Source organism: Streptomyces filamentosus, from assembly GCF_014654895.1.
Taxonomy (GTDB): Bacteria; Actinomycetota; Actinomycetes; order Streptomycetales; family Streptomycetaceae; genus Streptomyces; species Streptomyces filamentosus.
Window position 1 is genome coordinate 89,418 of the sequence record NZ_BNBE01000001.1, and the last position, 19,110, is coordinate 108,527.

Here is a 19,110-nt window from a genome sequence, read left to right on the forward strand (position 1 = left end):
CCCCTGTCGATCCGATTCCCCACGCCCAGGAGCCCGTGTGCCCACCCCTTCGATCACCATCTCCTCCGAGTTCAGCGGCAGCGTCGTGGCCAGAGGGGCCGCCGACGACCTGTCCGCGATGCTCCTCAAGCACGCCGGCTTCCAACAGACCCAGGACTGTCACGGCCGGCGCCACCGGCTTCCCACCACCACGCCCGGTCGCCGACCAGGTCGCAATCGCCAGCCGCACCGCCGACATGCTCCGCGCCGCCCGCTACGACGTCGCCCTCGCACCCTCCCTGGACAAGGCCCGAATGAGCCCCCGGCGAACCCCCTTGAGCCCTATGCCGCTGGCGCCGCACTTCTCCAAATCACCGACGAGATCCGGTCGGCCGAGAACGGCGAGGGCCTTCGGCGAGCCGTCGACCAGCTTCTCCACCCCGAGCACGGGGCCCTGGAGTACATCCGGGAAGCACTGGAGGCCGCCGGCGAGCACATCAACGGCCTCGACGACGAGGCGTACCGGCTGGCCGACCGGTTCGGCTTCGCGGCGGACTTCGTCTGTTCGGCGCAGTCGGAGCTCGTCGACTCGGAGGACGATCTGCGTCGTGTCGGCGGACCGTCCCGGTCCGAGGCCGAGTCGGCAACGCGCTCCTCGAACCCGTCCGCCTCCCGGAGCGCGGCGCTAGCCGTTTCGCCCGCGGGGGCCAAGGCCGATGTCGCCACCGCGGCCTTCGCTAGCGATGTCGCGGAACTCCGCCCGTCCGCCCGTCCGTCGCACCTCTCCGGCCCCCGGCGGTAATCGGGATTTCCTCTTCCGTCGCGTCATCCGCCGGCCGCATTCCTCCGCCACAAGAGCAAACTCGTCTCCTCCGGTGGGAGCGCGTGCTCCCACCCGGCCCGGCCCGTCAGCACCACCCTTCAGGAGGACCCGTGCCCGAGTACTACTCCAGCATCGGCGAGGCCATCGGCGCCGCGATGCAGCACAACATCCGGCTCGCCCACAGCGGCCGGAGGCCCATCGACGATCCGCCCCTTCAGATCCGTCGCCTCCCGTCGGCCGCCGCCGACCCCTCCTCCGTGCCGGGGATGATCACCCGGCTCACCGAGGACGCCTCGCCCGACGAGGTGGCCGGGATCATCGAAGAGGTCAACGGCGCGCTCGTCGGTGCTCTGCCCCAACTGACCGAACTCGTCGCCGCTGCCGCCGACTGGGTCCGCGTCCGCCTGGCCTTCGACGACCCGCACCACAACCCCGCCATGGAGACCTGGACCCGGCTGGCCGCCGCCCACGGCCTACTCGAAGACGTACGGGAACAGCTGGAGGCCGCCGAAGACGGCATCGCCGCGTGCTCGGCCGAGCGCACCGATCCCCGGCACCACAAAATGATCAGCGTCCTTCGGACGCGGGAACTGCTCGACGACGTTCTCGGTGCCGACCCGGATGCCTCACCTTCCCCTGCCCATGTCCCGGACCCGGACCCGGGCCGACGGCTCTCCCCTAGCACAGCATCGCTACCGGTGCCCTCCTCCACTTCTCTTGCCCCGCCCCGTTCTGCGGAAGGAGCCCCGATGGGCAACTTGGCCGACACCTACGGCACCGACGTCGAGATCTACACCTGGGCCGACGGCATGGTCTGGGCCGACGGACGCACCGACCTACCCGAATCGGCCCACCGCGTCCTGCGCTCCTGCGGATTCACCGCCCCGGCCGACCCGGGCAACCCCGCCTCCTACAGCCTTGCATCGCACATCACCGGCCCGGACCGGCAGCTGGCCGCTTCCGCTGCCTCGAGCCAGCTGACCGACCTGGGGCACCGGGTCGCGATCGACCCGGGCCTGGCCGTCGGCTACGTCGGCGAGTCCGTCGACACCGACGCCCGGCGCCAGGTCGCCGCCTGCCAGACCTCGCCCGTCGCGGCCAAGGTCCGCCCCGGCACCAGTACCCCGCCGCCCGCCGCATCGCCTCCGTCCGTGGGCCGCACCTCCCCTCGTTCCCGCTGAAACGTTCCCGCCCAATCCGTAAGGAGTAGTCCCGTGGCCTGCACGAGAGCCGAGCGCGCCCCGCCCCCGCCCGCTCGCACCCCAAGGAACCGCCCGTGCCTTCCCCGCGCACCAGCGCGCCGTCGACGACCGCCGGCTCCGACGCGCTCCTCTACCTCCTGTTCGGCGTCCTCGGCGCCGCCATGGCCTTCGGCTCGCTGGCCTGGCTGACCGGCAACCTCACCAACGCCCTCGTCGGAAGCGGCCCATGGGCCCCGCTCCGCGCCACCGACGCCCTGCTCCACCCGGAGATGCTGTGGCCGGCCCTGAGCACCACCGCGCTGCTGACCGGCGCCCGCGTCGTTCCCGCCCTGCTCACCCTGGCCCTGCTCACCGCCGTCCTGGTGGTCTGGCTGCGCCGACGTGCCGGCGCCAAGACCTGTCTCGCCCGCAAGGGCGACCTGGCGCCGCTGCTGGACAAGGAGATCACCGCCAAGGCCAAGAGCCTGCGCCCGTCCCTCGGCGACCGGGACGACAAGGAGGTCGCTCCCGCCGACCGCGGCATCCTGCTCGGCACCCTCGACCCGGGCCGGGCCGAGGTCCGGGCCTCGTGGGAGGACGTGATCGTCGCGATCATGGCCCCTCGTTCCGGTAAGACGTCCGGCCTGGCGATCCCCGCGATCCTCGCGGCTCCCGGCCCGGTCCTGCTCACCAGTAACAAGGCCGCGAACGACGCGTTCACCGCGACGGTGGACGCCCGCGCCGAGGTCGGCACGGTCTGGACCCTCGACCCCCAGCAGATCGCCCACCACCCGCGCGAGATGTGGTGGGACATCCTGGCCGACGCCCGCGACCTTGCCGGTGCGAAGCGGCTGGCCGGGCACTTCGTCGCGGCGAGCGTGGACGAGTCGAGCGGCTCCGACTTCTGGTCCACCGCCGCGTCCAACACGCTCGGCGCCCTGTTCCTGGCCGCCGCGAGCCACCGGCGGCCGATCACCGACGTGCTGGCATGGCTCGCCTCCCCCGCCGACCGGACCCCGGTCGACCTGCTCACCGACGCCGGCCACGACGCGGTCGCCGCCCAGCTCCAGGGCACCGTCTCCGGTGCGACCGAGACCCGCGACGGCATCTATGAGACGGCGAGGCAGTACGCGAGCTGCCTGCTCGACCCGGACGTCGCCGCCTGGGTCACCCCGAGCAAGGACCTCCCCGAGTTCAAGCCCTTCACCTTCGCCACGTCCCGCGACACGCTGTACCTGCTGAGCAAGGACGGCGGCGGCAGCGCGTCGGCGATCATCGCGGCAGCGGCCGACGCCGTGATGCGCGCGGCCGTGATCGTCGCCGAGCGTTCCGGGGGTCGGCTCGACCCGCCAGCCCTGTGTGTCCTCGACGAGGCCGCCAACGTCTGCCGCATCAGCGATCTGCCGGACCTGTACTCGCACCTGGGCAGCCGGGGTGTCATCCCGGTGACGATCCTGCAGTCCTACCGGCAGGGCCAGCAGTGCTGGGGCGAGGCCGGAATGGACGCCCTCTGGTCCGCCGCCACCGTCAAGATCGTCGGATCGGGCATCGACGACGCCGACTTCGCCGACCGCCTCAGCCGACAGGTCGGCGACCACGACGTCCAGACCGTCTCGGTCTCCACGAGCGAGGGCGGCAAGTCCACCTCGATCAGCATGCGCACCGAGAGGATCCTGCCCCCGGACGCGATCCGCGCCCTGCCCAAGGGCAAGGTGCTGCTGCTCGCCACCGGACTGCGAATCGCCATGCTCAGCATCCGGCCCTGGTACAAGGAGCCCTCCGCCAAGGTGGTCGGGCCTGCCTCCGCCCGCGCCACGAAGGCGATCACCGAGCGGGCCCTGGCGAAGACTGTTGGCCACGACGACTTCGGGCTGTCGGCATGAGCGCGCCCACGCCGTCCTCCGCGCAGCTGGCGCAGTCGCCGGCCGTCCTGCACGCAGGCCGGTGGTGGCTGGTCGGTGATGTCGGGTCGGTTCCGCTCTCCGACCTCGCGTTCATCACCGTGCTGAACGGCTTCGCCGAGGCGCTGTCCACCGCCGACCATGCGGTCGCCGCTCTGCGTGCCCGACTGGATGAGCCGTCCGCCGCGTCCGTTCCCCGTACGGGAGGATGGCGGTGAACCCGCTGATGGACGCCGAGCAGGCCCTCCTCGGCGCGGTGCTGCTCGACCCAGGCCAGCTCGCGCACCTGGAGTGGCTCGCGCCGGATCACTTCTACCGGCCCGTCCACCAGGCCCTGTTCGGCGCGCTGCGCAAGCTCGGGAGCGACGGCCACCCCGCGGCCGAGGGCGAGCGGCCGGTGCCGCTGTCGTGGGTGACCGACGCGGTCGCCGAGGCTGGTCTTCACGTACGGGGGTTGACCGCCTCGTACGCCCATGTACTGATCTCGACCTGTCCGCGTCCGGGGCATGCTCCGGTGTACGGCCGCATGGTGTTGGAAGGGGCGATCCACCGCACCGTCACCGAGCATGCGGTCCGGCTTCACCAGGAGGCGCGCACGGGTGCGCTGCGCGGCGAGGTCGAGGGGACGCTGCACTACGCGGACGTCCTGGCGGGGGTGCTCACGGATCTCGCCCGGCGGTGGGGCACCGAACCGCGACCGGTCGCGCCCGCCGTTCCGCCGGCCGTCACCCCATCCGCCGTTCCGCCGGCGCAGGCCGATCAGGTGGCCGAGGACGAGGTGTTCCTCCTGGCCCTCCTCGTCGAGCGGCCGGGCGCGATGGGCGAGGTGGTCGACTGGCTGCGGCCGGGGGACTTCGCCGACCCGGTCCACGGACAGCTCTACTGGTGCCTCGGCGCGCTGCACCACCGGGGTGAGCCCCTCGACCGGATCACCCTCCTATGGGAGGCCCAGCGACGCGGCCTGCTGACCGACGGCACGCTGTCGAAGGGCCGGTTCGCCCTCATCTGCGACGGCGTGGGAGCCGGCAACGCCGAATGGCTCGGCCAGCAGGTGATGCGCTCCTCGCTCAGCCAGGCCGCCGCCTCCTCCGCACGCGCCGTCCGTGCGCTGGCCGAGGACGAGGCCCTGGCTCCTGGGCGGCTGATCAACCACGCCCTGCACGCACTCTGTCCACTCGACGAGGTCCGCGCCCGATGGCAGACCGCGCACGGCCGGACGGCCTCTCCGGTATCGGCCCCTACGTCTTCTCCGGACGGGCCGCCACCGGCGCGGGTGCACGCGGCTCTCAACCGCAGCACGACACGCGAGACGCCATCGCCCCTGCCTCGGGCGGGCCCCAGCTCCCCAACGCACACCGGTCGGACGCCCTCTCGCAGCCACCGCTGACTCCACCCCCGTACCGGTCCTCCCTCACGTCTTCCTCTCCGGAGCTCACCTTGACCGACACCTCCGTCTCCAACGTCTTGGCCCTCCGTACCTCGGCACTGGGCTTCGACGCCCTGCGAGACAACCTCCCGTCCACCGACCCCCACCACCCCTCACCCGACGCCGTCACCGTCGCCCGCCGCCTCACGGAACTCAGCGCGCTGATCACCGACCTGGCCGACGAGGTGCTCCTGCGGTCCGCCGAGCACGGCCTCGAAGGACGCTCCGCCCCTGCCACCGTGGGCTTCGCCGCCGCCATCCGGCCCGCGTGCGAAGCGGCGTCCGCTCTCGGGGCCGTAGCCCTCCGGCTCTCCGTCCTGGACCAGGAAGAGCACCTTCACGGCCCGCTCGGAGCCAAGGACAGGCGCGCGGCGGAAAGGCCGCTCCTCGACAGCGCACTCGGCATCGCGAGGGGGGCTCTGCGTGAGACCGCCGAGTCCCTGCGTGTCGCGGCGGCGACGGTCTCCCTTCCGTCCCTGCGCACCCAGGCCGCTCTCCTCCGGTCCGTGGCAGCGGCGTCTTCTCCTCGTTCCCTTCCTCCCGCTGCCGTCTCGGCGGCGGCTCCTCAAAACCGGATGACACGAGGTCGGTGACGTGGCCATCACCGTCTCCCGTCCTCCGCTGATCGGGTCGCTCTGCTCCGGGTACGGCGGCCTCGACCTGGGGGTGCAGGCCGCTCTCGGCGGCACCCTGGCCTGGCACGCGGAGGTCGATCCGAACGCCTCGCGCGTCCTGGCCCGCCACTGGCCCGGCGTCCCCAACCTGGGCGACATCACGGCCGTCGACTGGTCCGCCGTCCCCCGGGTGTGCGTCCTCACGGCCGGATTCCCCTGTCAAAGACGTCTCGGTCGCCGGCCGCCGGGCCGGACTCAACTCCCACACCCGTTCCGGGCTGTGGCTGCACGTCGCCCGTGCGGTCGAGGCCCTCCGACCCTGCTTGGTAGTGATCGAGAATGTGCGCGGCCTCCTCACCTCCCCCGCCGGTTCCCCTGGCGACGTGGAACCCTGCCCGTGGTGTCTGGGCGACACCGCAGGTCAGCCTCCTCTGCGGGCACTCGGTGCCGTACTCGGATCCCTGGCCGACCTCCGGTACGACGCGAAGTGGCTCGTGCTTCGCGCCTCCGACGTCGGAGCCCCGCACCGTCGCGAGCGAACCTTCCTGGCGGCCTGGCCCGCAGGAGACCCTGCTCAAGACGCCGACCAGCAACATCGGGAAGAACGGCGGCTCGCAGCACCCGGCCAAGAGGAAGAGCGGGGGCCACGGGCCGAACCTGGCCGACGAGGTCGAATGGCTCCTGCCGACCCCGAAGGCGTCGGACGGGATCAAGGGCTCGCCCAACCCGCGGCACGGGAACGGGGACATGACCCTGCCCAGTGCGGCGGCCTCGCTCTCCCCCGCCCGGCGGACCGGAAACGCGAGCATCCGCTCGGGCGGGGATCGGCACCCTCCCCTGTCGGCGACGGCCCTGCCGCTGTGGGCGGAGACGGGACCGGAAGCCGGGGCGGAGACGAGCAGTGGGGACCGTACGCCGCCGCCATCACCCGATGGGAGAGGCTCACCCGCCCCGCGCCAGCGCCCACCGACACGGCCGGTCGCCTGCGGGCCGACTTCGTCGAGTGGATGCAGGGCCTCGACACCGGCTGGGTCACCGCCACCCCGGGGCTCAGCCGACCTGCGCAGCTCACCGCCCTCGGCAACGGCGTCGTTCCCCAACAAGCTGCTCGGGCTCTGCAGTTGCTGGCGCCACCGTTCCCGCGCTGCCCACGCTGCACGGGCGATGGGGCCTGTTGAATCCCCCACTCAATGACTGCTCTTGTCCGGTGTGCCAACGGTTGCTGTCGGCATCGATGAAGACGGGAGCGCGCACGCAGCACAGAGCACCAGACGTTTCCGGCACCGTGGCAGACACGAGACTGGCCTCATCGATGCCCAGCAACCCGACGCGGGGCACCTGTCTGCGCAGGCAGACACGTCCCCGTGACCGCCTACCGAATCACCTGGCACACCCTGTTGTCGTCCGTCACCTCGTACACATCGATGCGCAGCAGCTCGCGGACATGGAGCGGGACTCGTTCGGCAGCCTTGACTGACGACGAGGGCACGACGAGCGCATAGCGTATGTGAGGGTCCTGGCTCGTCATGCGGCGTAGCAGCTGGCCGTAGGCGATGTCGGCGTCGATGCCTTTCTCGCTGGTGCGGCCTTTGGCTTCGCAGATCAGCCGCTCGTGGTCGCGTACGGCCTCCAGGTCGGTCCAGCGGTCCGTGGGGTCGACCGGGGTCCAGCCCTCGGCCAACAGCCACGTGCGGAAGGCGTCGGTGACGCGGTCCTCGTCGTTGTCGCGGGCCAGGATCTTCCGCAGCGCCTCCAGGTCGGCCTTCTCGTTGCGGCGCAGCCGTCCGCGGCTGTCCGCGTCGAGGTCGGCCGGGCGGACGACGATCAGCCGTAGCCCGTGTGCGGGGATCTCCGTGTCACGTCGGGCGTCGTATAGGGCCCGCTGCTCGCCCCGGTGGACACCACTCACGGTCAGCCGGTCCGGCTTGTCGAAGTGAGGCATCGGCTGGTCGTGCTGCAGTTCGCGGTACTCGACAACGAGCTCGTGACCGGGCCAGTAGGCGTCGACGGGCAGCTTGACCCGGCGGCCGTTGGTTCCAGGATCTCCCAGCAGCCAGTCGAACTTGTGCTGCGTCAAGGCGCTCTCGTGGAGGATCCGGTTGCACAGATCGACGACGTATGCCTCGTCACTATCATCTCTCGTTCCCATGACCGGGCATCCTGCCACCCCCGACTGACAACTGCCCCCAGGCCAGCGAGCCTCACCTCACGGACCGCACCCAGCGCCAGAGCACCGCGCCCGGGCAGGGGAAAACCGACGTCCCCGCCCAGGGCTCGCGCGCCCCGTGAGCGTTCACGGGTTGCGCCGTTCGGTCTCAGGCGGAACGCAGCAGATCAGCCGCCTGACGCAACGTGTCCAGGATCTCCTGGCGGGCCGCAGGCCGGGAGGCGAACACCCGCGGACTTGGGTGCCATGTGGCAAGAGTGTGGACCTTGGGCGCGTACTGCTCCTGATAGGCAGCCCAGCCGGCTTGCGCCTTGCGCCCCATCAGGACGACCACCTCCAGCGCGGGAAGCATCGAGATCACCTCATGCAGGAACGGCGCCGCGCGCTGTATCTCCGTCCGCCCGGGTGCGGCGATCCGGTCCGCGGTGCCCAGGTACCACGGCACGACGTTCCAGTGCACAGACAGCTCATAGGGCAGACCCGCCTCGTCTCGCAGCGTCCAGCAGTTCTGCGCGGTCGGATCGTCGTTGTCGATGGAGATGATGCCGCTGCCCGTACGGCGCAGGGCAGCTTCCGCCCCCATGGACTTCTGGCCGGGCGCCTCCAGAAGGAACAAGCTGCGCGCTTCAACGCCCCCAGACGCGGGATCGAACCACGGCACGGACTCGCCGTCCCCGAGACGTTCGCGCAGATTCTCCACCCAGTCGTTCAAAGGACGTACGGCAGGTACGGTCCGCACAGCCTCCAGCCGTGCCTGCAGGGCTTCGGGATCGCGCAGAGCCCGAGGAGCCGTGGAACGAAGATGATCGCGTGACGTCATGGACCGCAGTGTGCCAGGCCCATCTGACATCAGTAGCCAGCCTCCAAACACCCCACCTGTCCCTCCCCCATCCGAAACCGGATCAAGCGCGGAAGGGAAACAGCTCCGGCCGTTTTCAAAATGCCTCACCAGCGGCCAAATAGTAGCGCTCTACCGGGATTTTCCGGCCGGGCCAAACCGCGGTTTCTCCGGATCCTGTCGGGCATGTCGCCGTCTCACAGATGGAGCACGCCCCGATGTTCGACACAAACCCGACCGCCTCCGCCCCCGGCCCCGTGCCGTTCCGGGTCTCCGACGAAGACCTCGACGACCTCGCCAGCGCCCTCGCCCAGACCATCGCGGAGGTCAAGCGGCACGGCGTCATCCTCGACCGCCTCGGCTCCGAACCCGACCCCGTGCCTCCTGCCGACCAGCAGGAGGACGGGGCTGCGGAAGCCGAGGCGGACGACCCGGAACAGACCGACGGCCCTGCCTCAGTGTTCATCGTCGCCCTGGGCGGCGAGGCGTACGCCGTCGAACTCGCCGCCCTCAGCAACTGGGTGAACCACCTCCTCCTGCCGGTGTACGGCCGGGAGATAAGCACAACGCGCCCGTGGTGCGCGCAGTGGCACGACCACCCCGAGGCCGTCGCCCGCCTCCACGCGCTCTGGCTCGCATGGCAGCAGCTCACCGACAAGCAAGCCGGTCTGGCAGGCCCCTCCACGTGGCACCGCGACCACCTGGACCAGGCCCTGGTGCACCTGCGCGCCCCGGACGGTCCGTTCGCCGCGTGCACGACGAGCCCGACCCGGCCCAACCACCGGGTCCTGTCCACTCCCGCCCCCGGGTACGCGGAGGTGGCGGCGTGAACGACGACTTCGACTTCGACTTCGATCTCGACGAACTCGCCCCCGCCGATCCCGCCTCCGCGGAGGCGGTGGAGCGATTCTGGTCCGGCGACCTGAGGGCGCTGTCCCAGCACCACACCACGCCCAACGGCTCCCACAGCTTCGTCGTCGCCCACGATCAGTCCGTTACGTGGGGGGTGCCCGGCAAGCCACAGGTCATGGCGATCGCGGTCGCGCGAGACCTGAGCCGGTTCACGTTCACCCTGGAGACGAGCTACCACGCCACGGTGTCCTTCGCCCAGGCGTGGCTGGTCGAGCGCGGCTGCCCGCCCGAGAAGATCGCCAAGATCCACGGCGACGCAGTGAAGCCCGCCGACGATCTCACTCTCCAGATCGAGCAACAGATCCGGGGATCAGGCACCCGGTACGAGGTCCTCGACACCCACACCTCGGACTTCAACCCGAGCGAGACGTGGACACTGACCCGGGACGCCCAGCCTTCCGAGGCGCCGATCCGGGTCTTCCACGAAATGTGGGACCACGCCGCCGGCACATACACGATGCGCGAGGGCGCGTTCGCAGACGAGGACGCCGCCCACGCCTGGCTGGACGACCGAGACGGCCCGCTGCCCGAGCCACCGGAGTACCGATACGCCGACGGCGCCGTACTCCGGGCCCGAGCCGCCCTCTCCCGGTCGGCCGACACCCCCGCGATACCGAAGGCCGGCGTCGACGCCCCGCGCACACCGCCAGCCGCACCAGGCCGCCGCCCGGCCCAAGGGCGGCTGCTGTGAGCCGTGCCCGCTTCGCCTTCGCCGCGCACCCCGACGCCATCGCGGACCTGCGGGAACTCCCGGACAACATCCGCGACCTGGCGCTGCTGGAACTGCAGAACCTGGTCCACGGAAGCGACGACTGCCTGCCGTTGAAGGGCCGCCTCGCCGGCTACCACAAGGTCTACGTCGACCCGTCCGTGTCCTACCGCCTGGTCATCCAGTTCCGCCCGGCCCCTCCGGCCTCGAACCACAAGCGCGAGATCTACCTGGTCGCCGCCGGGAGCCGGAAGGACTACGCGGTCTACCGCACGGCCCACCTGCGCACCGCCCCGACGCAGGGCACCGCGGCGGCCTCCGCCGCCGAGGCCCGCGTCCAGGCCGCCCGGTCCCGCTCCTCCCTCACCGCCGGCCGCCCGCCGGCCACCCCGGCAACTCCCGTCCCGGCGGTCCCCACCACGGCCGCCGCCTCCCGAAAGGCCCCCTCGCGATGACCGACGACCGCGCTCTCCTGTCCCGTAACGAACTCGCGGGGCTTCTCACCGAGGCCGCGCAGAGCGTCTCGGGCATCGTGACCGCCGAGTACCCGACGGCCGCCAGCCGCTCCTACCTGCACCCCGTGCTGGGCCCGCTGTCCGCCGGACCCCGGGTGGTCGGTGAGCTGAACGACCGGCTCGAAGGGCTGGTGGCCGCCGTGCCCCGCCCGGCCACGCCGGCGGGACTGTTCACCCTTGCTTCCTACGCCGCCGCGCTGGGCTGGCTCACCGAGTCCTTCACCGAGCTGACCGCCTCGGTCGACCAGATCTGCACCCGCGTGGGCATCCCCTCCGAGCCCCGGGACCCGGCCTTCGCCGCGTCCGGCGATGCCGGCCGGGACGGCGAGTTCGATCTCGCGTTCAACGCGCTGGAGCTGGCGGCGATCCGGACCGCCGCCGAGGCCGCCGGCCTCTCACCGAACGACTACGTCGAGGTCCTCTCCCAGTCGCTGCTCGCCGCCTCCCGGATCACCGACGCCTGCATGGAGATCTCCAGCGGACTACTCGAAGACGCCGCGTACGTCCTGGACGAGGCGAGCGACCACGTCCGGACCGACAACGGACCGAACAACCTGCCCACCCTGGTCCGTTCCCTGCTCGCCCGGATGGAGACGGCCCAGTGAACCCCTACGACCCGAACGAGGAGCCCGGTCTCCACCTCGTCGCCGAGACGCTCGGCGTCTCGGAAGTCACCACGCTCAACACCACGTACCGCCCCGGCAGTCCGCTGTACCGGGCTGCGACAGGGGTGATCGGGGCCGCGTACGAACTTGATGCCCGGCACGACCAGGTGACGGGCGCCGCCAAGGCGGCTCTCCGGCTACTCGGACCCGTTGGGGACGGCGAGCTCAGCGGTGCACGCGTCTCGTACGCGATCCTGCGGAGTTCGATCCCGAAGCTCGGAGACCTCCTCACTCAGCAGGATCGGGCCTACGACCGTCTCGTCGAGGCCATCTCCGCGTACCGGCGTCTTCTGCACGAGTCCGGCACCGAACACACGACGGCGAAGGCCCACGAGGCGAACCAGGAGCAGGATGCCGGCCGGGACGACGACTGGGCCATCGCGGGTGATCGCCGGCTCAGGGCTCTCGAAGCCGCCGAGGCCGGCGGCCTCCGATTCCACGAGAGCGCGCTCTACGGCTACGCCTACCTCTCGGACAGCCGACGCCCGGGCACCGCCCCTCAGGTCTGGCCCGAGACCGTTCAGCGGCTGGTCGCCGACGGGCTGCTGCACCAGGACACCAGCGAAAGCCTGCACCGGCCCGGACAGCTCCTCTCACTCACTCCGCGAGGCGAAGTCGCCCTGCGTGAAGCGCGTACGGCGGCACCGCGCGTGAACGCCGCCCTCATCCGCAGCAGCCCTCCGGCCAGCCCCGGTCTCGTCGCCGACTCGACCGCCGCGCCCGTCGCCGGGACGGCCAACACGGCCTCCCGCTCTCGCTGACTCCATCCCGACAGGACGCTTCCATGCCCACTCCTGCTCAGCCCCCCACCTTCTCCTTCGCATCGAACGACGCGCAGCACGTCGAGGACGCACTCGCCCTGATGGGGCCGAATTGGACCACCTGGATGGTGATGACCCTGGCCCAGGAGCGCAGCCCCCTGCGTGTACGGGATGCCGCCGCCTCCCGCCCCCATCGCAGCAGCCCAGCGAACCCACCCCGGCGTCCCGTTGGGGGCGGACGGTGCCCGGACCGCAGCGGCCCTGCGCCGGAGCACCGCTGTGCTGGCCTCACTGTTCAGCCACGCCCCCCAGCCGCAACCGCGGGTGCCGTCCTACGTGACCACCCAGTCCACTCCGGTGCGGTCACGGTGAGCCGGATGGTGCCGAGAACCGCGGCGCCCCTCCGTCGATACGGCGTCCGCGCGCTCCTGCCGTCCAACTCGCTGCGCGCGCGGGCCCCTCTCTCCTCCCTCCGCGCCTGGAGCTTCGACCATGTCCCCCTTTTCCGACCCGTCCCGCTATGAAGAGGTACTGGTCAGCCCCCTGTATCTCGCCGGCTCCAACGGGGCCGGTGACGCCGGCTTCGCCCCCGTGGCCCACTGGCCGCACCACTACCTCGACGACGGCCCCTGCCAGCTCCTCGTCACCTCGCCCGACCAGCGCATCAGGATCGGCTGGTTCGGCGACGACTTCGACCTGTGGAAAATCACCGCCGCCGAGGACGCCGTCGCCCCGCCCCGCTGGACGGCAACCTTCAACCACGTCACCCCGGCCGAGATCGTCGCCGGCCTCACCACCGCCCTGGCCCAGGACTACGCCGCGTCCGACCCGTACAAGAACGACGGGCGCTTCCTGGCGGAACCGTCGTTCTACTGGGCCGACGCCGTCCGGCCGCTGCTCGACGCCGGCTGGCAGTCCAGGCGCACGTACGGGTTCGTCGATCTCGTCTCCCCCGACGGACTCGCGGGCGCCGAAATCGACTCGTACCGTGAGGGACCCAGCAGCCAGTTCATCACGCTGTGGGCCGGCCCTCGGGGCTGGGGCACGCGGGCGGAGGCGGTGTTCACCGCCCGCACCCCGGCCCACCTGATCGCCGCGACGGCCGCCGCCATGGCGAGTTCGGCCCCGGTAGTCCGCGAGCGGCACATGATCCACCGCGAAGTGGAACACCTGGTCACGCTGACCCCGGTCGCCCCGGCTGCCGCTCCTCAAGACTCTCGTGCCCCGACCCCGCTCGACGTGCGACGTACCGCCGTCACCGAAGCCGTCCGCCGTGCCGCGCGCGCTCCGCAGACAGCCACCGACCTCCGCGTGATGGCGGCCCAGAACCGCACCACGGCCTCGGCCCGCATGCGGTCCTCCACCCTTGCGCCCGCCGCCGCAGCCCGGCCGCCGGTCGCTTCGCCGCCGCGCCGGCACAGCCGCTGACTCCCGCCCGGCCCCACCCAGACGCCCCCTTCGCCCCTCCGCACGCCAGGAGTCCTCTCATGCCCGACACCACCGCGCTCGACCAGGCCGCCTCCATGATCGAGAAAGCCTGGGCCCAGCCCATCGAAGTCCTGGAGGTCCTCGCGGTCCGTCGCCCCTGCGACGACCCGCTCCTGCGCTCGGCCATGCACATCCGTACGGCCCTGGCCATCACCGACAACGCGGCGGCCGCTCACCAGGACCGTCTGCACGCCCTGACCCGGCCCGGGTACGTGCCGGCGCACTACGAGCTGGACCGGCTCGTCAGCTCGGCCGCCGACCTTCGCGTCGCGCTCGCGGAGAGCGGTGCGCACGTGCAGGCGATCCGGCGCGTGATCGAGGCACGTGAAGCCTCCTCGACGGCGGCCCGGGGCCCGGCGGCGAGCCTGTCCCGGGCCGCCAACGCCCGATCGAGGCTCGCCCCGCACGCCCCGGGCCGGCTGCCCGACCAGCCCGTTGCTGCGGCTGCCGTCGGGCCGTCGGCGCCCGTCTCGGGGCCGCGTCGCTGACCGGTCAGGCGAGGTCCTCGTCGCGGTCGGCGTCCTCGGTACGGACGCCCACCGCGCGGGCCAACTCCTCCACCGTCAGCTCGACGCGCCGGCCGGCCGCGACCCGGTGCTCCACCACCATCTCCTCGTCCGGCCACCGGCCGGACTGCGCTCCGACGGTCCACGACCGCCCGGCGGCGCGGATCTTGCGCTCCAGCCCGGCCCCGTCCCAGTGTCTGCTCGGCTCCGTCATCCCTGCTCCCCCCTCCGGTCCTGTACGGCTCGCTGCCGTAACCCAGTTACGACAACTCCGGCCGCCGCTCCATTCCCGCGCCGCCGGCGTCCTGGACTGATGCCCGTGGCCAGTTCGCCCACGGCAGACGGGTCACTCCCGGAAACAACTACGGACTTCGGCACACCCCATGCCAACGTACGGGTGTCAGAAAACCGCAGCTCAACGAAGGGATCGCCCAACCGTGAACGCCTCAGCCACCCTCCTGCCCTCTGTCGTCCGCCCCTCCGTGGAAAACCGCCACTGGCTCTCCTCGGACCACTGCGCCACCCCGGTCCTCGAACTCCTCCACGACCTCGACTGGACGGTCATCGAAACCCCGGAGGCCAACGTCCACGCGACGAGCCCTGACGGCCGCGTTTACGTCGGCTGGCTCCCCGAGGACCCCGCCGCCTGGACGCGCGACATCGTCTGGCACGTCCAGGTGCTACCCGCCGAAGGCGACGAGTGGACCCAGGAGTTCGGCACCCATACCCCCGCCGAAGCGGTGGCCGGATTCATCGCCGCCCTCGTCGCCCACTCCACCCGCTGAACCGGTGGTCGGGGCGGGCCCTCGCCAGCCACACCCAGGGGCCGAAGGTCCCCCGGGACCTGCTCTGTCTCGGCGCCTCCTGATGCTCCCGACCCGTACGCCCTCACCTCTCCCGGAGGCTTCCCGTGCCCCAGTACATGACCGTCGGCCACCTGCTCCGCCAGCTCCAGGACCTCGACCCCACCCTTCCGATCCGCCTCGCCATCAACCCAGACTGGCCCTTCACCCACTACCTGGCGGCCGAGGTCTTCGTCCGGGACGGCAAGGCGTTCATCGCCGACGACGGCCAAGAGGGCTACCTCCCCCCACCGGTCAGCGACGCCCTCGCCTGGTCCTAGCCCCTCTTCCCTGCACCCCGGAGGCTTCCATCCCGCCGCACATACACCCGCTGCACGGCCTCGCCGTACGCCCCATGCCGGGCGGTGTCCGCGGCGCGCTCGTTCAGCGCGTCTCTCCACGGTACGACGGCCCTCTCGACGTCAGCTGGCTCCCCGTTGATGCCCAGAAGCTCCCCCTCGGCCGTATCCGCCTCCACTGGGAGCCCGCTCCCCGCGCCGGCTGGAACGTCAACGCCCACCTGGGCCTAGCCACCACCGAGGTACACCTCACCTCCTGGCCCGCGGCCCCGGACGACTGGCCGCGCCTGGTCCGCCCGACCCTCCACGAGGTGACCGGCCTGTGCGCCGCCCTCGCGTTCACGACCGAAGCCCTCGACCTCTCGAACCGCCTTGCCAAGCTCTGACCGAGCACTGCAGAAGGCCGCCTCTCGCCAACCTGGCCGGGGCGGCCTTGCCTTGATGCCCAGCCGTGTCCCGTGTGCGCATTTCCTGAGGAATAGATACGGCGGATTCAATCGGTTGTCGCAACACCTTGATTTCGGAGGTGTTCAAGATCGCTACGGAGGACTGGAGCAGGAAGACCGGTGATGCGCCCGAGAGACTTCGGCGGCAGTGGCGTGCTGACCGGGCGCTGAGGCCAGCGATGCGCTCGCCTGGCCGGCCTGATCCGTCGCGGGTGGTGCAGCGGCAGTTCTGGCGGCTGATCGCCACGGGCGTCACGACGGCTGAGGCATCGCTGGCGGTCGGAGTGTCGTGGCCGGTCGGTTCTCGGTGGTTCCGTCACGCTGGCGGCATGCCGCCGATCTCTCTGGCCGAGCCCACCGGCCGCTACCTGAGCTTCGAGGAGCGTGAGGAGATCGCGATTCTGCGCGCCCAGGACAAGGGTGTGCGGGAGATCGCCCGCGCGGTCGGACGTGACCCGGGGACGATCTCTCGCGAGTTGCGTCGCAACGCCGCCACCCGCAGCGGGAAGCAGGAATACCGGGCCACGGTCGCGCAGTGGAAGGCGCAGCAGGCGGCGAAGCGCCCGAAGGCAGCCAAGCTCGCAGGCAACGGCAGATTGCGTGAATACGTACAGGAACGGCTCGCCGGCAGTGTCCGTCGCCCCGACGGCACGATCGTCACCGGGCCCGAGACGAAGGCGTGGAAAGGGCTGAACAAGCCGCACCGGCAGGACAGGAGATGGGCCACGGCATGGAGCCCGGAGCAGATCTCGCGTCGGCTTCATGTCGACTTCCCCGATGATGAGCGTATGCGCATCAGCCACGAGGCGATCTACCAGGCACTGTTCATCGAAGGCCGTGGCGCGCTCAAGCGGGAGCTGGTCACGTGTCTGCGTACCGGCCGGGCACTACGGACTCCCCGTGCGCGGTCGCAGAACAAGCCGCAAGGGCATGTCACCGCGGACGTCGTCCTCAGCGAACGCCCCGCCGAAGCTGGGGACCGCGCGGTCCCGGACACTGGGAAGGTGACTTGATCATCGGGACGGGCCGCTCCGCGATCGGCACGCTCGTCGAGCGCAGCAGCCGCTCCACGCTCCTGGTGCACCTGCCCCGGCTCGAAGGCTGGGGCGAGAACCCGCCGGTGAAAAACGGCATCTCGCTCGGAGGCTATGGCGCGATCGCGATGAACGCGGCGCTCACCACATCAATGACGCAACTGCCCGAGCAGCTGCGCAAGACCCTCACCTGGGACCGAGGGAAGGAACTCTCCGGCCATGCCCAGTTCGCTCTCGATACCGGGACGAAGGTGTTCTTCGCCGATCCGCACTCGCCCTGGCAACGACCTACGAATGAGAACACCAACGGGCTGCTGCGTCAGTACTTCCCGAAGGGGACCGACCTGTCCCGATGGCCCGCCGAGGACCTCGAAGCGGTCGCCACGGCGATCAACAACCGGCCCCGCAAGGTCCTAGGCTGGCGGACACCGGCCGAGGTCTTCGAAGAACAGCTACGCTCGCTGCAACAGCCCGATGTTGCAACGACCGGTTGAACCCGCCTACTGAGCCTTTTCCATCTTCATCTTGAGCTGGTCAGATGCAGAGTGAGGACGGCCTGGACGAGGCTGGTGATCCGGGTGGTCGAGCACCGCAGTTTGCGGAGGAGCCGCCAGGACTTGAGGGTGGCGACGGCCTTCTCGGCCAGGGCCCGGATCTTCGCGTGGGACCGGTTCACCGCCTGCTGGCCTGCGGAGAGGGTCTCCCAGCGTCCCCAGCACGGGATGCGGACCGTGCCACCGGCACCTCGGTATCCCTTGATGCTCCTATAGACGTCAAGTAGTTGAGATGGCGTGGCGAGCGCGGGGCTGGTTGAGAGCGTGGTAGACCTCCCGGGCTATGAAGCGCTTGAGGCAACGGATGATGTCTTTCTTCGTCAGCCCCTGCTGGACGCGCCGCGCGACGTAGGCCCGGGTGCGAGGGCAATAGCGCATACGAACCACCGCGATCATGTGAAGGGCACGGTTGGCCTGGCGATCACCGCCCCGACTGAGGCGGTGTCTGTCGGTGCGCCCGGAAGAGGCTGGGACTGGAGCGGCGCCGCACAGAGCCGCGAAGGCGGCCTCCGAGCGCAAGCGCTCGGGGTTGTCGCCGGCCGTGACCAGCAGCTGGCCGGCGGTCCCTGTGCCCACGCCGAACAGCGCGACCAGTTCGGGGGCAGCCGCCGCGGTGAGCACGGAAAGGTGCTCGTCGACTTCGTCGATCTCTTCGGTGAGTCTGCGGATGCGGCGAGCCAGCTGGCGCAGGGCGAAGCGGGAGGCGTGAACAGGGTCGCCGAGGTCGGGCCCGGGCCGCAGCCGAAGGCAGCTATTGACCAGGGCGGCGCGCGTGAGCCCTGCGAGCGTCTGACGCAGAGGCTCAGGAGTGGTGACTCGCAAGCCGATGAGTTGGTTGATCGCTTGCGTCCTGGCCTTGATCGCGGAGGCGCGGGTCACTCGCAGTTGGCGCAGGGCTTCAACTGTGCCGGTGCGGGATTTGGGAATGGCCTGGGCTCGTCCCGAGGCTGCTGCCCGGGCGGCCACGTAAGCGTCGATCGGGTCGGACTTGCCACGGGAATGGCGAGTGCCCCGGTCGGGGACGTTGACCTCGACCACCACCAGGCCGCTCGCAGTCAGCACGGTGGTCAGCCCCGCCCCATAGGATCCAGTGCACTCGACGCCCACCGCCTGTACCTGGCCGAATGTGCCGAGCCACGTCAGCAGGGCGCGATATCCCTGGGTGGTGGCGGGAAACTCCTGGTCGGCCACGGGCCGCCCGAGCGGGTCGACAACAGCGGCGTGGTGGGTGTCGGTGTGAGTGTCGACTCCGGCAAAGACCTCACGCTCGGGATGCTCGTCGATCATGCTGGGCCTGCTGCCTTCTCATCGCGTGGACAGGGCAGCACGCGCCGGTCGGGAGAACGAACACGACAGTGACGGGGCTTCTCGCACAAGCTCCTATGAAGTCACGACACCCTTCCGGGCTGCGTGCGGTGGTGTCACCGACAGGCCGACAGATCAAGGCAAA

21 protein-coding genes and 3 pseudogenes are annotated in these 19,110 nt (G+C 70.9%); 19 read left to right on the forward strand and 5 right to left on the reverse strand.

Annotation, left to right across the window (positions count from 1 at the left end; all coding sequences use genetic code 11):
- The first annotated feature begins 37 nt into the window (after positions 1-37).
- From IE326_RS00485 to IE326_RS00515, 8 genes and pseudogenes are all read left to right on the forward strand, one after another.
- A complete protein-coding gene (locus tag IE326_RS00485) occupies positions 38-781 on the forward strand; it encodes a hypothetical protein (RefSeq protein WP_229915143.1) in 744 nt (247 codons plus the stop codon).
- Positions 782-912: 131 nt separating this feature from the next.
- On the forward strand, positions 913-1,983 hold the full coding sequence (locus IE326_RS00490) for a hypothetical protein (protein WP_190040462.1): 1,071 nt from the start codon (positions 913-915) through the stop codon (positions 1,981-1,983).
- A 95-nt stretch (positions 1,984-2,078) separates the two neighbouring features.
- The gene (locus IE326_RS00495; protein ID WP_190040463.1) at positions 2,079-3,866 is read left to right on the forward strand and encodes a type IV secretory system conjugative DNA transfer family protein; all 1,788 of its coding nucleotides are present in this window, start codon (positions 2,079-2,081) and stop codon (positions 3,864-3,866) included.
- On the forward strand, positions 3,863-4,102 hold the full coding sequence (locus tag IE326_RS00500) for a hypothetical protein (RefSeq protein ID WP_190040464.1): 240 nt from the start codon (positions 3,863-3,865) through the stop codon (positions 4,100-4,102). Before IE326_RS00495 ends, IE326_RS00500 begins: the two co-directional genes overlap by 4 nt.
- Complete coding sequence (locus IE326_RS00505) at positions 4,099-5,271, forward strand: DnaB-like helicase N-terminal domain-containing protein (RefSeq protein WP_190040465.1); 1,173 nt, start codon at positions 4,099-4,101, stop codon at positions 5,269-5,271. The genes IE326_RS00500 and IE326_RS00505 overlap by 4 nt, the downstream gene beginning before the upstream one ends.
- A gap of 50 nt (positions 5,272-5,321) precedes the next feature.
- Positions 5,322-5,903 (forward strand): hypothetical protein, encoded by a 582-nt coding sequence (locus tag IE326_RS00510; RefSeq protein WP_190040466.1) that lies wholly within the window; start codon positions 5,322-5,324, stop codon positions 5,901-5,903.
- Positions 5,904-5,976: 73 nt separating this feature from the next.
- A pseudogene (locus IE326_RS41375) lies at positions 5,977-6,084 on the forward strand (DNA cytosine methyltransferase); the annotation flags it as partial.
- Positions 6,085-6,202: 118 nt separating this feature from the next.
- Positions 6,203-7,102 carry a DNA cytosine methyltransferase gene (locus IE326_RS00515; protein ID WP_268983024.1) on the forward strand — a complete coding sequence of 300 codons (900 nt, stop codon included), beginning with the start codon at positions 6,203-6,205 and terminating at the stop codon, positions 7,100-7,102.
- A gap of 194 nt (positions 7,103-7,296) precedes the next feature.
- Here IE326_RS00515 and IE326_RS00520 read toward each other — a convergent pair whose 3' ends face one another.
- Positions 7,297-8,073: a hypothetical protein gene (locus IE326_RS00520; RefSeq protein WP_190040467.1), complete on the reverse strand. Its 777-nt coding sequence runs from the start codon at positions 8,071-8,073 to the stop codon at positions 7,297-7,299.
- Positions 8,074-8,239: 166 nt separating this feature from the next.
- A complete protein-coding gene (locus IE326_RS00525; protein WP_190040468.1) occupies positions 8,240-8,911 on the reverse strand; it encodes a uracil-DNA glycosylase in 672 nt (223 codons plus the stop codon).
- 236 nt (positions 8,912-9,147) lie between these two features.
- Here IE326_RS00525 and IE326_RS00530 point away from each other — a divergent pair, with 236 nt between their 5' ends.
- The 7 genes from IE326_RS00530 to IE326_RS00560 all read left to right on the forward strand — a co-directional run bounded on the left by IE326_RS00530 (position 9,148) and on the right by IE326_RS00560 (position 14,467).
- Positions 9,148-9,759 carry a DUF4913 domain-containing protein gene (locus IE326_RS00530; RefSeq protein WP_190040469.1) on the forward strand — a complete coding sequence of 204 codons (612 nt, stop codon included), beginning with the start codon at positions 9,148-9,150 and terminating at the stop codon, positions 9,757-9,759.
- A complete protein-coding gene (locus IE326_RS00535) occupies positions 9,756-10,532 on the forward strand; it encodes a glycosyl hydrolase (RefSeq protein ID WP_190040470.1) in 777 nt (258 codons plus the stop codon). The genes IE326_RS00530 and IE326_RS00535 overlap by 4 nt, the downstream gene beginning before the upstream one ends.
- Positions 10,529-11,005 carry a hypothetical protein gene (locus IE326_RS00540; protein WP_190040471.1) on the forward strand — a complete coding sequence of 159 codons (477 nt, stop codon included), beginning with the start codon at positions 10,529-10,531 and terminating at the stop codon, positions 11,003-11,005. The genes IE326_RS00535 and IE326_RS00540 overlap by 4 nt, the downstream gene beginning before the upstream one ends.
- Entirely contained in the window at positions 11,002-11,670 is a 669-nt protein-coding gene (locus IE326_RS00545; protein WP_190040472.1) for a hypothetical protein, read from the forward strand. Before IE326_RS00540 ends, IE326_RS00545 begins: the two co-directional genes overlap by 4 nt.
- Positions 11,667-12,491: a large ATP-binding protein gene (locus tag IE326_RS00550; RefSeq protein WP_190040473.1), complete on the forward strand. Its 825-nt coding sequence runs from the start codon at positions 11,667-11,669 to the stop codon at positions 12,489-12,491. Before IE326_RS00545 ends, IE326_RS00550 begins: the two co-directional genes overlap by 4 nt.
- A 492-nt stretch (positions 12,492-12,983) precedes the next feature.
- The gene (locus tag IE326_RS00555) at positions 12,984-13,919 is read left to right on the forward strand and encodes an SPDY domain-containing protein (protein ID WP_190040474.1); all 936 of its coding nucleotides are present in this window, start codon (positions 12,984-12,986) and stop codon (positions 13,917-13,919) included.
- A 59-nt stretch (positions 13,920-13,978) separates the two neighbouring features.
- On the forward strand, positions 13,979-14,467 hold the full coding sequence (locus IE326_RS00560) for a hypothetical protein (RefSeq protein ID WP_190040475.1): 489 nt from the start codon (positions 13,979-13,981) through the stop codon (positions 14,465-14,467).
- A gap of 4 nt (positions 14,468-14,471) precedes the next feature.
- Here IE326_RS00560 and IE326_RS00565 read toward each other — a convergent pair whose 3' ends face one another.
- A complete protein-coding gene (locus IE326_RS00565; RefSeq protein ID WP_190040476.1) occupies positions 14,472-14,699 on the reverse strand; it encodes a hypothetical protein in 228 nt (75 codons plus the stop codon).
- 223 nt (positions 14,700-14,922) lie between these two features.
- Here IE326_RS00565 and IE326_RS00570 point away from each other — a divergent pair, with 223 nt between their 5' ends.
- The 4 genes and pseudogenes from IE326_RS00570 to IE326_RS00585 all read left to right on the forward strand — a co-directional run bounded on the left by IE326_RS00570 (position 14,923) and on the right by IE326_RS00585 (position 17,600).
- Positions 14,923-15,270: an SPDY domain-containing protein gene (locus IE326_RS00570; RefSeq protein ID WP_190040477.1), complete on the forward strand. Its 348-nt coding sequence runs from the start codon at positions 14,923-14,925 to the stop codon at positions 15,268-15,270.
- A gap of 125 nt (positions 15,271-15,395) precedes the next feature.
- Complete coding sequence (locus IE326_RS00575; RefSeq protein WP_190040478.1) at positions 15,396-15,608, forward strand: hypothetical protein; 213 nt, start codon at positions 15,396-15,398, stop codon at positions 15,606-15,608.
- A gap of 74 nt (positions 15,609-15,682) precedes the next feature.
- Complete coding sequence (locus tag IE326_RS00580; RefSeq protein ID WP_190040479.1) at positions 15,683-16,012, forward strand: esterase; 330 nt, start codon at positions 15,683-15,685, stop codon at positions 16,010-16,012.
- A 239-nt stretch (positions 16,013-16,251) separates the two neighbouring features.
- Positions 16,252-17,600, forward strand: a pseudogene (locus IE326_RS00585) (IS30 family transposase).
- Between the two features lie 26 nt (positions 17,601-17,626).
- Here the strand turns inward: IE326_RS00585 and IE326_RS00590 are convergent.
- Positions 17,627-17,863, reverse strand: a pseudogene (locus IE326_RS00590) (transposase family protein); the annotation flags it as partial.
- 16 nt (positions 17,864-17,879) lie between these two features.
- Positions 17,880-18,947, reverse strand: a complete 1,068-nt coding sequence (locus IE326_RS00595; protein ID WP_190040480.1) for an IS110 family RNA-guided transposase — start codon at positions 18,945-18,947, stop codon at positions 17,880-17,882.
- Between the last annotated feature and the right edge of the window lie 163 nt (positions 18,948-19,110).